Origin of the sequence: Mesorhizobium sp. ISC11 (genome assembly GCF_037162595.1) — a bacterium.
Lineage (GTDB): Bacteria > Pseudomonadota > Alphaproteobacteria > Rhizobiales > Rhizobiaceae > Mesorhizobium > Mesorhizobium ciceri.
Genome location: NZ_JAVSPW010000001.1, coordinates 5,160,502 through 5,174,499 on the forward strand (window position 1 = coordinate 5,160,502; position 13,998 = coordinate 5,174,499).

The following is a 13,998-nucleotide window of genomic DNA, read 5'->3' on the forward strand; positions in this document are numbered from 1 at the left end:
CCGGGGACACGATGACGCAATAAGCGCGCTGTATTATCGCAACGCGATGAGCAGGAAGCAATTTGGCGCTGCCCCATCGACCGCATGGTTACGACGAAGCCGCGGCCTTTGGGCCGAGCTCAGAGGTGGCAATAGCGTGAACGCCGCCGACCGTCACTCCCCACCAGGCGGTCAGGTTTTGCGGTTCGGGCCGAGCAAAAATACTGTCAAGACAGCGAGGAACGTGGCAACCGCGCTGTAGACAAAGACACTGGCAATACCCGTGTGATCCACCAATAGGCCACCGAAAGTTGTGCCGGCTGCGATGGCCACTTGGAAGGTTATGACCATCAGTACACCAGCGCTCTCGGCCTGTTTCGGAGCGGCGCGTAGCACCATCCATGTCTGCAATCCGACCGGGACCGCGCCAAAAGCAAAGCCCCATACGGCAACTGCAATTGCCGAGGTCAAGGCCGATGCTCCCATGGTCAGGAGCGAGACAGCGGCTACGGCAATGAGCAGGGGCGGCAGGGCCGCGACCGCCTTGAGACTGTGTTTGGTGAGGAATGCGCCGGCTAAATTGCCGAAGACGCCGGCCGTGCCAAAAGCAAGGAACACGAGCGGGATTGACTTCTTTTCGAGCGCAGGAACGCTCTCGAGAAAGGCGCGGATGTAGGCGAAGCTGGCAAAATGGCCGGAAGCGACCAATAGCACGACTAGCACCGCAACCTTCATCGCCGGATTCTTCGCGACATCCAGCGGGCTGCGGAATCTGCGCACTTCGATCGGAGGCAGTGGCGGAATGGTTACGAGTTGCACGAGCAGCGCAACGGCACTCACGATTGCGGCGACCTTGAACGAGGCTCGCCATCCCCAAATGTCACCGACATAAGCGCCGATTGGAGCCGCGCAGACGGAGGCGACAGAAACGCCGGTGAGGATGATCGACATGGCGCGCGGCATGAGGTGACTTGGAACCAGCCGCATCGCCAACGCTGCCGAAATAGACCAAAAACCACCAAGCGATATGCCAAGGACGACGCGTGCCGCCAGCAAAACCGGCAGCGACCCCGCAACCTCTGCCAGAACGTTCGACAGGATCAGCAGGAGCGTCATCGCCCAGATGACGACCCTGCGGTCCAGACGCTTTGTCACCATGGCGATTATCGGTGCCGAGATCGCCGCGACGATTGCGGTCGCTGTTAGCGCCTGTCCAGCCGTGCCCGTGGTGATACGGAGATCATGCGCGAGCGGTGTCAGAACGCTGGCGGGCAGAAACTCTGCCGTCACAAGCCCGAAGGTGCCGAAGGAAAGCGAAATGATGGCACCCCATGCAGGGCCAGAACGTTGATATGGACTTTCTGGGTCAAGCCGATCTCGGTCGAACAAAGCCGCGTCCACTAAATCTGTCGCCGATTCGGTCATGAATGAGTTCTCCGGCTAGGAGCTGTTGCAGCAGGGGTGGCTACATCGCCGGGGATCAAAGCCGCGAGACCTTCCGGCGGCGGCCAGTCGGCATCAGTCGAGGCCTCGGCGCCCGACGCATCCGAGGCCTCATCGGAGGGCCGACGGACCCAACCGTCGACAATGCGGGAGAGTTCTCGGCGCGGTCGCATCGATCGCATTCGTGAAGTGCGGTCTGTTCACTGCGAACCAAGCAAGCCGAACGCGGTGTCCTCGATCGAGGCCTTGATGGGGGGATGATCGACGATCTCTATATTGCTTTGAAGCAGGAAGTTCCGTCGCCATATGTGGTTATCCTGGCAGCCAGAATTGAGCGGTTGTCGCAAGCACCAAGGCGGTCGCAATGAGTGCAACGAGGCGGAAGTCTGATGGATGGCTGCGGTTCGATGGCCGCGCGATCGACAAAATTGAGGTGATGAGTTATCCCTTTTGAAGCCGTTGCTCCCAATTCTGGGATAAGGTAATTGCAGGCGGTCCCAGCAACGTCGGGCGGCCTTTTTGGTGATCGAATTCATGGGACGACACTCTCGGTCCGTGACGCATCTGCGAATGACTGCGCAAGTTCCGTGCCATCAACGACAAATCTGGCTCTGCTGAGCGGGTGGTGGAGGCACGAGCGTGGGCTATCCCAAGAGCTTGCCGCAAGGTTGTTCGAAGTTGAGGTGCCGGATAGACCGCAAATATGTCGGGCGGCCTGGGGTTGGCCAACACGAAGATGCGCAAGTTCAAAAGGACGAGCTGAACCCTTGCCGATATCCGTCCGAGGCTGATCTGGAGAAGGTCAAGAACTGCGTCTTGAAGGCTTCCGCCGCACCGGCAAATGCGAAGCCAAGGTGCTGGGCAAGATGGACAGGGCCATCCAACCCGTCGACTGGACGCTCATTAATGGCGTCGGTGTGGCTCTGTAGCTGGCGAGAAAAACGCCCTGCTGAAAGACAAAAGCTCGTGTGGCCGGCTCTGAAGGACGGCCAATGAGGCAGGCGAGGAGAGGCTATAGTCCATTCGTGTAGGCTGATCTTGTCCCACGGAGGCGGCTAACCACCCCGCCAGACATCATCGAGGGGAGCGCCACTAGGCTCACCCCAAGTGTTGGTCGTTTCCACCTGGTGACCTCGGCCAAGTCACCAAGCCGCTTAGCGCAAGCTTTCGAACTGGATGCTCCCCAGGCACATGATCGGCTAGCGATCCCACCAGTTGAGTTGCTCCAAGTCGGTGTCTAGCTTTCTACATTCTGTGTCCGACGCTGGACAAGAATGTTGCAATCCCGACCAGTAAGTCAGCACAGGCGCCACCTGTTGCCCAGCAAAACGGCAAGGATTATCGAAAGACGAATTCGGCACGGAGCTTGCACCAACGATTGCATGCAAATGCCGACAGCATCTCATGAACGGTCTCTCGATTCTGGCGCGGTTAAATCGCGGCCGGTTCCAGATCATGTCCCGCCCGAAATGGTGAGGGACTTCAACCTGTTTACGTCGCCCGGCATGTTGCCGACGGCTAACGGGGATCCGCATGCCGCGGTTGCTTGCGTTCATGCCGGGCCTCCGATCTTTTATTCAACCAGCAACACGCGCGACGGTCGGGGTACCTGGGTCATCACTCGCGCGAGCGACCAGCGCCGGGTGCTGCAGGACACCGAAACGTTTTCCAGCCATCGCAGCATCTTCGCCTCTGTGCTCGGCGAGAGCTGGCCGATGATCCCGCTTGAGCTCGATCCGCCATTCCACGGTGTTTTTCGCTCACTGCTCAATCCGCTGCTTTCGCCAAAGCGGGTAATGGCATTGGAGCCGGCTGTCCGGGAACGAGCGATCAAGCTGATCGACAGGATCGCCGCATCAGGCACGAGCTGCGACATCATGAAGGATTTTGCAGTTCCGTTCGCGGTCAATATCTTCCTTCGCTTTATTGGGCTTTCGGACGACGGACTAGAAACATTTGTCGGCTGGGCTAGAGATCTGCTCCACGGCGATAAGGAGCAACGACCACCCGCAGCCCGGGCGATCGTGGCCTTCATCGACGAACTTGCCACCGAGCGCCGCAAGGAGCCGGTCGATGATTTCATGACCTTCATCGTGAAGGCAAAGGTCGAGGGTCGTCTGCTCAGTGACGAAGAAGTCCGTGGCATCGGCGTGCTTGTGTTCGTCGCGGGACTCGACACGGTCTCAGCAGCCATATGCTTCGACTTGGCCCATCTCGCGCGCAACCCCAAAGATCAGGAATTGCTACGAAGCGAACCTGACCGGATTGCCGTCGCTGCGGAAGAATTGCTGCGCGCCTATTCGACCATTCAGATGATCCGAGTGGCAACGAAGGATGTCGACTTCAAAGGCGCGCCGATCCGCAAGGGAGATTATGTTTCCTGTGCCACGATGATTGCCAATCGTGACCCGGCGGAATTCGAATGCCCGAATGAGATCGATCTGGCGCGCGAGGACAACCGGCACGCTGCCTTTGGCTATGGTCCCCATCGTTGTCTTGGCTCACACCTTGCCCGGCGGGAGATTGTCATTGGCCTGGAGGAGTGGCTGGCGCGCATCCCAGCCTTTCGGATCAAGACAGGGACTGAACCTATCACCTTCGGCGGCCATGTGTTCGGGATCGAGAATCTGATCCTGGACTGGTCCTGAAGTTTCAGCCAACGACATTGGAGTTCGCTATGCGTGTCGTCGTACATAAAGCCAGATGCCAGGGTCATGCGCGCTGCTGGGCGCGGGCGCCGAGAGTCTTCAAGCTTGATGACGCCGGCTACATCTTGCCCGGTGATATTGATGTTGCCGATGGGGAGCAACTGCTTGCCTCAAAAGGGGTACGAGCCTGCCCCGAACAAGCTCTGGAAGTTGACGAGCCCCCCGCTAACTCAGTTGTAGAGAGAGACACACGCAAAGTGCAGACTGGCATCGGGAAGGACAAAACAATCATACAATTCGCGACAGACCCTGTCGACCACGCGAAAATTACCGAACTGCGTGACCGAGAGGCGATCCGCAACTGCCTGTATCGGTACTGCCGCGGGATAGACCGCGCCGATGAGGCGGCGCTGCGTAGCGCATACTGGCCCGAAGCGTATGACAGGCACGGTCCCTATTGCGGACCGGCAGAGGACTTCATCCAATTTGCTCTCGGTCTGCCGGGGCACCGTAACATCCATCAAATCACGAACAGCCTGATCGACTTCATCAGTTCAGCAGAGGCCGCGGTCGAGAGCTATTTCACCGCGCTGCAACGCGGACCGGATACAGACCAAGAAATACGTCAGACGCTGCTTTGCGGCCGTTACTGCGATCTGTTTCAGAAGAGGCAGGACGAGTGGCGAATTGCGGAACGGACAGTCGTCTACGATTGGGTTGAGGAGCAAATCCCGCCAGCGATTCTTGAGGCAGATAGGTTCGGCCAGCGACAGCCGATTGGAGCACCACATCCAGACGATCCCATCTACCAGTTGCTCAAGGGTCACATCCCCACCGACCAAGATGGCGTCGAGGGTCCCCAACTGGGAGCTGCATAAGTGGGTAGAAATGGAGGATGAGCGCCCTACGGGAACGACATCTGTGTGGGGCCGCAACTGGCGGTCACTGCAACGATTTGGCTCGGCCCTTCATTCCGCCCAAGGTTGATGGGCTGAGATCACAAGCGGTCATCGTGGAGAAGCTCTCGTGAAACTGGCAGCACGCACCGTAATCATCACAGGCGCTGCGGGCGGGATCGGCCGTGCCCTGGTCGATATCCTTGCCGCGGACGGAGACACTGTAGTTGCGGTGGACCTTCCGGGCAGTGGTGTGGTTGAACTGGCTCGGGATCTCGGGTCGCCGCACGTCGGTCTGGAGTGCGATGTGTCGCGAGAGAAGGACATGCTCTCACTTTTCGGCCAGGTCGAAGCACGCTTCGCGCAAATCGATGTCCTCATCAACAATGCGGCGGTTGGACCCACGATGGATAGGATCATCGACACCGCTGTCGATACCTTCCGACGCGGCGTGACAGTGAACCTTATTGGGCCATTCGTTATGGCCAGGGAAGCGGCGCGGCGCATGAAGCCGGGCGGTGCGATCGTCAATGTGGCTTCGATGGCGGGCGTGGTCGGCAATCCCAGGCGCAACGCCTACGCAGCCTCGAAAGCTGGCGTGATCTCGTTGACAAAGTCCCTTGCATGCGAGTGGGCTATGCGAGGAATCCGCGTCACGGCGGTGGCGCCGGGCTCCGTCCGCACCCCAATGGTCACAGAACTGGCACGCGCTGGCAAAATGGACCTCGCGGCGATACGCCGCCGCGTGCCGATGGGGCGCTTGGCTCGCCCCGACGAGATCGCCAGGGTCGTGCGTTTTCTGAGCAGCACGCAGGCGCGCTACATCACCGGCTCGGTGCTGGCAGTCGACGGAGGCTGGATGTCATTCAACCAGCCGGGGGATGCTCACCCGCCGGTGGATGGTGCGCTCCAAGCCGAGCTCTCCTGTCCGGCCGAATGCACAGATGCGCGAATCGTGCTCGTCACCGGTGGCGCAAAAAGCATTGGCGCGGCCGTCGCTCGCCGCTTTGCCGCGAACGGCGACACCGTCGTGATTGCTGATAAAGATGGCACTGCAGCGGCAGAGCTGGCTACATCGCTCCCCGGCAAGCATCTGGCGAAATCGCTGGACGTGGCCGTCGAGAGCGATGTGGTGTCGATGTTCGAAGAACTGAGGGGACGCTTCGGGTATATCGATGTTCTGGTCAATAGTGCTGATACCGCCGACAGGATTGTGCCTGCGATCGAGCAACTGTCGAAACAGCTCGAACACGTCCTGGATGTCAACCTTACCGGCGCCTTCACCTGCGCGCGCGAAGCGATCAAGGCTATGCGCCCGGGCGGCGTGATCCTCAATCTCGGGTCGATCGACAGCTTTCTGCCGTTCGCGCCGCGCCATGCCTACGGCGCCTCCAAGGCGGGGATGGATATGCTGACCCGTTGCATGGCGGCCGAACTCGGGCCGGTCGGAATTCGGACAGCCACCGTCGCTCCTGGCCACATCCGCACGCCCGCACTTGCTCAGTTGGCCAAAGCCGGCCGCATCGACCTGACAGCAATCGGACGACGCATCCCCATGGGCAGGATGGGACGGCCAGAAGACGTCGCAGATGCATCGTTCTTCCTTGCTTCGTCTGACGCCTCATACATCAACGGCTCGATCCTCTACGTGGACGGCGGCTGGACCTCGTTCGGTGATGCGGGAAACGCCAGCGAGCTCTATGACGAATGTTTTGCGGAGGCGGCAGGTTAATTGCCAGGCCTTCGCAGGGCGACCGGCCGAGCATTATGAAGCCTCGGCTCCACGACGCACCTGAGGTGCTTGAGATCCAAGCATGCGCATGCCGAGCACATTCCCGGTCGGCTGACGTGTCTATAACGAGGAGAAATCATGGAATTTGCCACTTTCATTCTGGCCGCCCAGCGTGGCTATCACCAATCCTCAGAAAGCGTCATCCGCAACTCCATCGAACAGGCCGTCGCTTCGGAGCAGGCTGGGTTCAACACCGCGTGGTTTGCTGAGCACCACTTCAACAATTACAGCCTCATACCATCCCCGCTGATGATGGTGGCGCACTGCGCCGGCTTGACAAGCACGATTCGCCTGGGCACTGCCGTCTGCGTGCTGCCGCTTTACCAACCGCAGCGCCTGCTGTCCGAGATCGGCTTCGCCGACATCGTTGCGAACGGCCGTCTCGAGCTCGGCGTAGGCTTGGGATACCAGCAGTTCGAGTTCGAACGGTTCGGCGTGGACATCGATGAGGCGCCGGCCGTCTTTTCGGAATACCTGGACATCATTCTCAAGGGCCTCAACCAAAACGTCTTCGAACACGACGGCCAATATGAGAAGATCCCCCCAACAGCGATTTCGGTCCGCACAGTCCAGCAGCCGACGCCGCCTATCTGGATCGCTGGCGGAGCCGCACGGATGGCTCGGGCCTACCGCGAGGGGCACAATTTTTTTGTCACAGCCTTCCACGACGGCTTAGAGACTTTGACCACACTGCGTGAATCAGTCGAGAGGGCGGCGGCATCCGAGGAAAAGAACGTCACCGACGTCAAGATATCGCTGCTGCGCTGCTGCTATGCCAGCCACGACGAGTTGGAGATCAACAGCTATCTCGACAATGCCCGCTTCCAGCGCCGGCTTTCTGAAGCCCTGCATCAGCGCCGCCAACAGAGCCACGATGGCTACCTGCTGCAGGAGACACCGACCCAGCAGGATCTGTCCTTCGAGACCATGCGCAAAAATTTGCCGATTGGCAGCGTAAATCGCGTGATTGATCGCCTGCTGGAAGAGATCGATATCTTGAAACCGGACCAGATCGCAGTTCAGACTCAATTGGGCGACTTCGACCAAAAGACGATGCTGCGCCAGATCGAGCTCTGGGGCGACAAGATCATCCCTGCGGTCAACAAGGCGCTTTGTCATGCCGGAAGCTGAAGCCGGCCGTTACGATGATGGCTGCCTATCCAGCGCGCAATGGCGTGGGTCCGAGCTAGGGAGGAGCTTCGATCAGCATGTGCTGCCCTGCGTACATTCACGTTCGCTTGAGGAGGTCCAGGCGGGCGAGGTGTTGGCGACGGAGGGGACAGGCCTTTCGTCTGTCGAATTGCGTGATGTCTTGGCCGCAACTTTCCCGTCTACCTCCAGCAGCGTATTCGCTTTGGAGGAGTTGAGCGAGCCCGAGCCGGAACTGGAAGAGGAACTGCTACGCCGGCTGCTGCTAGCGCATGCTGCGCCGGCCGACCCGGCGAGCGCCCGCTTGGCCAAGATCATCGCCCGGCGTGCGATGCGCATGGACCATCTTTGGCGGGATCTTGGCCTCTCAAATCGCGCTGAGCTCAGCCGCCTGCTTGCCAGACATTTTCCCGCGCTGGCGGCAGGCAACACAGAAAACATGAAATGGAAAAAGTACTTTTACCGCAAGCTGTGTGAGGCCGAAGGCTTTTCGTCATGCACAGCACCCAGTTGCGGGGAATGCCATGACTTCGAAAGCTGCTTCGGCCCGGAGGAAGTTGAGAGTTGCCTCTCGCCGACCACGAATGTCGGTTAGTCACTTCGCTTGATCGCAGCTGCGGACAAACGCTTATCGCGGCGCCGTCGTATGGAGGAAGGGATGTTCATCGCCTCGCGATATTTGGTGACGGTACGGCGAGCGACATCGATGCCGGTCTCCTTGAGTTGAGCAACGATGTCTTCGTCGGAATGTACCTTGTCGAGCGATTCTTCGGCTATGATTGCCTTGATCCGATGGCGGACAGCTTTGGCGGAGTGCGCATCGCCGCCCTCGCAGGATGCGATTGGCGCAGCGAAAAAATGCTTCAGCTCGAACACCCCGCGCGGAGTTAACATGTACCTGTTCGAAGCCACCCGGCTTACCGTCGACTGGTGCATGCCGATCTCGTCAGCGACATTTTTGAGACAGAGAGGCCGCAGATGGGCGGCGCCGTGTGTAAAAAAGGCATCCTGCTGGCGCACGATTTCGGTCGCAACCTTAAGGATCGTCTTAGCGCGCTGCTTGAGACTGCTGATCAGCCAGTTCCCTGTTTCCTGGCAATGGTCGAGAAACGCTTTGCCTTCCGGATTTTGCTTGGTCAGCTGCGAGATTTCGGCGACATAGGTTTGGTTAATCAACACTTTGGGCAGCGTGGCCGGATCAAGCTCCACCCGCCATCCACCTTCGGACGAGGGCATTACCCAGACGTCCGGTACGATGGTTTCCGGCGTCCCGGACTGGAACCGGTCTCCAGGCTTGGGATCGAGCGCGCGGATTTCGTTCCTCATGTCGAGGAGATCCTCCTCGTCGACTCCGCAACGCTGCTTCAATCCCTGAAAATCCCCCCGTGCAAGCATCTCGAGATTGGCGACCAAAGCTGCCATAGCCGGGTCGAACCGGTCTTGCTGGCGCAGCTGAATCTCCAGGCATTCGCTGAGAGTTCGCGCAAAAATGCCCGGCGGATCAAATTGCTGCAAGATTCCGATGACCCGTTCCACATCAGCTTGCCGAACGTTTAACCTACTGGCCAGATCGAAAAGGTTTACCTGAAGATAGCCAGTGTCCTCCAGATGAGCGGCGAGCTGTCCGGCAATCAGCCGCTCCTGGGGGGTGAACGGGGTGAGGGCGACCTGGCGGGCGACATGGTCGTGCAATGTTTCGGTGTGGGCGGTAAACTCCTCGACGGCAGGTCGATCGTTGCCGCTACTGCGTTGCGACTTCCATTGCCCGCGCCCGCCAGACGGCCCGCCAATGGGCGATTCGCCGATTTCGCTTCTGCTTTGACTGCTCCGCTGATCCACCCCTGGCAGCGGCGAATCGTCGTCAAACGGGTCAGGCTTCAAAACGGGGTTCTTCTCGAGTGCCTGCTGCACGAGCTGATGGAGTTCAGTATGCGTCAATCGCAGCAAGCGAATAGCTTCAATGGCTTGAGGCGATAAGACCATACGTTGCTTCTGGCGTTGAAGCAGGCTTGCTGAGAGATGCATGTTGAACCGTGATCTGCCGAGGAGGCTCTAGTGTGTGCTTGGGTTGTGTGAGACTTTCCACTTCTGGGTCATGCCGCCGCCTTCAATTTGTCGAGAACGTTTTGCGGGGATGAAACGCCATAGGGGTCCGTCTCGCAGTTGTCACAGAAGCCTTCCTCCTCGAACCACTGCTCCACCACGCCATCGTCGATCAGAGCGGCGTATCGCCAGGAGCGCATGCCAAAGCCCAGATTGTCCTTCGCGACCAGCATGCCCATTTTGCGCGTGAACTCGCCCGACCCGTCTGGGATCAGCTCGATCTTCTGCAGCCCCAAGGACTTTCCCCACGCATTCATGACGAAAGCATCGTTGACCGAGACGCAGTAGATCGCGTCAATTCGCAGTTCCAGAAATTGATCATAGAGTTTTTCGAAATCGGGCAGTTGGAAGGTCGAGCAGGTCGGGGTGAAGGCGCCAGGCAGCGAGAACAGGATGATGCGCTTGCCCCCGAAATAATCGTCGGAGGTCTTGTTCTCCCACCGATAAGGATTTGGCCCCCCGATCGACTCATCGCGAACACGCGTGCGAAAGGTCACGAGAGGAACGTTCTTTCTATAGGTCATTGATTTGCTTCCAGGCCAAAGTGGTACGGTGCATTTTTCGGTTAAACTGAAGCGGCATCGACTTCGGTCGACAGTTCCGGCAGCCTCGCGCCTTGGCGTGGTTGCCTCGGACCGGTCTTGTGCAAGACCGCCCCCGAGCAGGCACGTTCAACGGCGACGAGCTTCCGCGGAGACGGGGAATTTTGCTCGCGTGCTTTATCGAGCTTTGAGAGGTAGGCATGGTCTGCAACCGTGATTTTGACTGCGTTCTATCGACCGAGTCGCAAGCGCCATGCCAATTGACCCGATGCCTTGGGTTCACTTCGGTTTTTGCAGCAACTTTCGTGTTGTGCAGTAATGCCGGTCGATATTATTGCTCAAGCAGCACTGGAAATTGGGTGCGACTCCGTTCGGCAAACCCGGCCTTTGTCCGAAGCCGGACACGAATGTCGGAAATAGCCAAACGCCAGGATCTGGGGCGGGTTAAGAAACGTTACCGTGGGCACCGGCTTCAGCACAATTGCGCCACGCGAGCATGGCTCCCAGCGTCAATGCCGTGCAGCAGCGAGACGAAGTCACTGCAGAATATCAACCTCTGCGAAGTCGTTGAAACCCAGCATGTGCGAGCCGTTCGAGGCGCAGATCAAGGCATGCTCGAGGAAGAGCTCGTGCTCTCGGCAGCAAGTGTTGCGACGTCTGACAAGGATCGTCGCGCTTCAAGGAAAAGAACCTGAATGGTGCACGGCTTGTGAAGGCCGGCGCATGGAAATGGCTGGGCTGATCATCCTCCATGAGGGTTGAATGAAGAGCTGGCCCCTATCTCCCTCAGCTGCAACGGGGGGAGATAGGGCATGTCCGTCTATCGCGCTGGGTAACATTCCTCGGTGATGCAATAAGGGGGAGCAATTTCTCATTTCGGCAGACACGACCCAGCTCTCCTTTCATGCGCTGATTCCCCCAGGGGAAATCGCGACTCCAGGCTTCCTATGCAGCGAATCGCGGTGCTGTCCGATGTCCGACAATGTCGGATGCGGATCGTAGCTGGGCTAGATCCGTCACTTTGCCTCGATGGTTTCCCACTGGCCTCATATCTGCTTCGCCCAAATGCGGCGACATAACCTGTGCGGCATCTGTGAATGGATCGACTTCAATCCAGACCTCGGAGGTCCCGATGCGCGAAGGGAGCTTGCCGATATGACGGCCACCATAGCGAACCACGGTCCGGACGACGAGGGGACTTGGATCGGCGGGCCTGCGGCGCTGGGACACCACCGCCTGGCAATCATCGATATCCAGGGCGGCCGCCAGCCGAGGATGCTCCAGGAGGATGGCCGACCTGACTTGGTGCTCGTCTACTCGGGTGAGACTTACAACTACCGCGAGCTGCGTCAACAGCTGGCCGGCCTAGTCCATCGCATGAACACGAGCAGTGACACCGAGGTGGTGCTGCACCGCCCCCGCGAGTAGGGCTCTTCGGCGGGTACACTTTTTTCACGAAATCCGTGAATGTTTCTCGCGACATCATCCCGCAATCGGTGGTGCAGCGGGTGAAGAGCCCGTATCCGGCTATCCAGAATGCCGCCTACGACAAGATACTACGTACGCGATTCACTGTGATGCTGGACGACCTAGTGCCGGCAGCGGCACCGCTGTTGTCCGTCGACAGGTCCCGCGCTTGCTCGGTGCGACCAACAACCTTAAGCGCTAGGGCGTAACCTGACCCTGCAAGATCTCCTCACCGACTATAAGGTGCGCCTCACGATCTGAGACGATGGGACAGGATGGCTAAGGAGGTGCGCCGTCTTGCATGCCCCGCCAGCGAGGCGAACCCTCTTGGCTACGCGCGCCACCAGCGACGCTCCATATCGTCAGGCCTGCGTCTCATGCTCAGATGAGCCGGTATTTGGCTCTCTCATCAGCAAACCGAGAGAGCCCATGCCAAGACGGAAGCAAGCAAGACGAACGAGCGTCAGAGATATCCTGCGCCTGACCCATAAACAGGGCAGTCCGGTGGGCCAGGTGGCAGAGCAACTGAGGTTCGGCAAGACTTCGGCTTCCACCTATCTGCGGGCGCTGGAGACGGGCTGTCGTGCAGGCCCTGCATGCGGCTTTGAGGACGATGCGATGTTGAAACACCGTCTGTTGGGCCGAATCGGCCGTCGGCCACACGTTGGGTCGTCATCAGGTTCTCGACAGCTTCCCGGTGTCAAATCCAAACCGTGGTCGGCGATCCCCACCAGGGTGGGAAGGCAGCGCTGATATAGCCGAACGTCGATCAAGTCACGATCAACGATTGCCTCATGTCACATGCCCTGCGGGACTGAAAAACGGAGAAGAACATGTGCGATGCAAAACTGAAGACCGTGCTTTCGCTTTTTTCGCCGGTGGCCAGCAAATTAGATGCTCTCTCGTCCAACGGACCAGCGACGGATGCAAATTGCGTTAAGCTAAATACGAACGAGAACCCGTTTCCGTTGCCGAAGAGCGTAATGCAAAGTGCAATTGCTGCGATCGAACACCAGTATCTTTATCCGGAAGACGACAATCTCAGCTTAAGGGCAGCTGCCTCCGATGCTTACGGATTTTCCAAAGATCAGGTGATTGCCGGCAACGGTTCGTCGGAGCTGCTCGGACTCATCTACAGAGCTTTCCTCGCCCCAGGAGATAGAGTGGCAATGCTGTCGCCCGGATTTTCGTTCAACCGTAAACTTGCCATGTTGCAGGGTGCCGAGTTTCTCGAAATCGCATCGAGCGAAGCTCATCCCCTGCCGATAGAAAAACTGCTGTCCGGCCCTGCAAAAGACGCGAAGTTCATTCTGTTGGCTAATCCGAACAATCCGACCGGAACATTCGTGCCGGTGGCCGAAATCGAACGCCTTGTGGAGCAAGCAGATCGCTTGATCGTCTTGGATGAGGCCTACGTTGACTTCGCACCCGACCATGCCCTGCGCCTCGTCAATAGACATCCGAATCTTTTGATCTTGAGGACTTTTTCAAAGAGCTATGCTGCTGCTGGCGTGCGAGTCGGCTTCGGTTTCGGTCACCCAGAAATCATTGGCAGGCTGCGCAACATCCAGAATGTCTTCAACATGAACGTGATCGGGCAGGCGGTCGGGAAAAGCATTCTTGCGCATCGCCACGCCTACGAAGAGAACCACAGGCACATCAAGCATGAACGACAGCGAGTGACCCTGGCGCTGTTGCAACTTGGCTTTTCCGTAACACCCTCCCACGCAAACTTTTTGCTGGCCCGTGTGCCAGCGGGACAGGAGGGCTCATGCTGGCAAGCCGCGTTGAAAGAGCAGGCGATCCTCATCGCCAGCTTTCCTGACGTAGATTTGAAGAACTGTATTCGCGTCAGCATTGGCACCACAGAGCAGATGGACAAATTCCTTGCTGCCGCCAAACGCGTCTGTATGAGCTTTAAGAAGAATCGCGGTGTGCTCAAGCATGAAGTCAATTCACATTAAGCATCAAGTAATGAT

The 13,998-nt window shown here is 58.5% G+C and carries 10 protein-coding genes and 1 pseudogene; 8 read left to right on the forward strand and 3 right to left on the reverse strand.

Going from position 1 to position 13,998, the window contains the following annotated elements; all coding sequences use genetic code 11:
* Positions 1-171: 171 nt before the first annotated feature.
* Complete coding sequence (locus tag RPF88_RS25020) at positions 172-1,404, reverse strand: MFS transporter (protein WP_127318061.1); 1,233 nt, start codon at positions 1,402-1,404, stop codon at positions 172-174.
* 1,487 nt (positions 1,405-2,891) lie between these two features.
* Between RPF88_RS25020 and RPF88_RS25025 the strand changes: the two genes are divergently transcribed.
* From RPF88_RS25025 to RPF88_RS25050, 6 genes and pseudogenes are all read left to right on the forward strand, one after another.
* Positions 2,892-4,070 carry a cytochrome P450 gene (locus tag RPF88_RS25025; RefSeq protein ID WP_024505246.1) on the forward strand — a complete coding sequence of 393 codons (1,179 nt, stop codon included), beginning with the start codon at positions 2,892-2,894 and terminating at the stop codon, positions 4,068-4,070.
* Between the two features lie 29 nt (positions 4,071-4,099).
* A pseudogene (locus RPF88_RS25030) lies at positions 4,100-4,222 on the forward strand (ferredoxin); the annotation flags it as partial.
* 138 nt (positions 4,223-4,360) lie between these two features.
* Positions 4,361-4,948 carry a nuclear transport factor 2 family protein gene (locus RPF88_RS25035; protein WP_245463580.1) on the forward strand — a complete coding sequence of 196 codons (588 nt, stop codon included), beginning with the start codon at positions 4,361-4,363 and terminating at the stop codon, positions 4,946-4,948.
* Positions 4,949-5,096: 148 nt separating this feature from the next.
* Positions 5,097-6,698: an SDR family oxidoreductase gene (locus tag RPF88_RS25040; RefSeq protein ID WP_063169384.1), complete on the forward strand. Its 1,602-nt coding sequence runs from the start codon at positions 5,097-5,099 to the stop codon at positions 6,696-6,698.
* 138 nt (positions 6,699-6,836) lie between these two features.
* Positions 6,837-7,889, forward strand: a complete 1,053-nt coding sequence (locus RPF88_RS25045; RefSeq protein ID WP_024505249.1) for an LLM class flavin-dependent oxidoreductase — start codon at positions 6,837-6,839, stop codon at positions 7,887-7,889.
* Positions 7,876-8,502 (forward strand): nitrogen fixation protein NifQ, encoded by a 627-nt coding sequence (locus tag RPF88_RS25050; RefSeq protein ID WP_024505250.1) that lies wholly within the window; start codon positions 7,876-7,878, stop codon positions 8,500-8,502. The genes RPF88_RS25045 and RPF88_RS25050 overlap by 14 nt, the downstream gene beginning before the upstream one ends.
* Here the strand turns inward: RPF88_RS25050 and rpoN are convergent.
* Together rpoN and RPF88_RS25060 are read right to left on the reverse strand one after the other, a co-directional pair.
* Positions 8,499-9,932 (reverse strand): RNA polymerase factor sigma-54, encoded by a 1,434-nt coding sequence (rpoN, locus tag RPF88_RS25055; protein WP_337123398.1) that lies wholly within the window; start codon positions 9,930-9,932, stop codon positions 8,499-8,501. The genes RPF88_RS25050 and rpoN overlap by 4 nt on opposite strands.
* Before the next feature lie 68 nt (positions 9,933-10,000).
* Positions 10,001-10,534, reverse strand: a complete 534-nt coding sequence (locus tag RPF88_RS25060; RefSeq protein WP_024505252.1) for a peroxiredoxin — start codon at positions 10,532-10,534, stop codon at positions 10,001-10,003.
* 1,173 nt (positions 10,535-11,707) lie between these two features.
* Between RPF88_RS25060 and RPF88_RS25065 the strand changes: the two genes are divergently transcribed.
* The gene (locus RPF88_RS25065; RefSeq protein ID WP_206523012.1) at positions 11,708-11,980 is read left to right on the forward strand and encodes a hypothetical protein; all 273 of its coding nucleotides are present in this window, start codon (positions 11,708-11,710) and stop codon (positions 11,978-11,980) included.
* Between the two features lie 872 nt (positions 11,981-12,852).
* A complete protein-coding gene (gene hisC / locus RPF88_RS25070) occupies positions 12,853-13,983 on the forward strand; it encodes a histidinol-phosphate transaminase (protein ID WP_127318055.1) in 1,131 nt (376 codons plus the stop codon).
* The last annotated feature ends 15 nt before the right edge of the window (positions 13,984-13,998 follow it).

Coding starts and splice junctions, on each gene's coding strand:
- RPF88_RS25020 (WP_127318061.1), bottom strand. CDS start 1,404: ATGACCGAATCGGCGACAGATTTAGTGGACGCGGCTTTGTTCGACCGA.
- RPF88_RS25025 (WP_024505246.1), top strand. CDS start 2,892: ATGGTGAGGGACTTCAACCTGTTTACGTCGCCCGGCATGTTGCCGACG.
- RPF88_RS25045 (WP_024505249.1), top strand. CDS start 6,837: ATGGAATTTGCCACTTTCATTCTGGCCGCCCAGCGTGGCTATCACCAA.
- RPF88_RS25050 (WP_024505250.1), top strand. CDS start 7,876: ATGCCGGAAGCTGAAGCCGGCCGTTACGATGATGGCTGCCTATCCAGC.
- rpoN (WP_337123398.1), bottom strand. CDS start 9,932: ATGCATCTCTCAGCAAGCCTGCTTCAACGCCAGAAGCAACGTATGGTC.
- RPF88_RS25060 (WP_024505252.1), bottom strand. CDS start 10,534: ATGACCTATAGAAAGAACGTTCCTCTCGTGACCTTTCGCACGCGTGTT.
- RPF88_RS25065 (WP_206523012.1), top strand. CDS start 11,708: ATGACGGCCACCATAGCGAACCACGGTCCGGACGACGAGGGGACTTGG.
- hisC (WP_127318055.1), top strand. CDS start 12,853: ATGTGCGATGCAAAACTGAAGACCGTGCTTTCGCTTTTTTCGCCGGTG.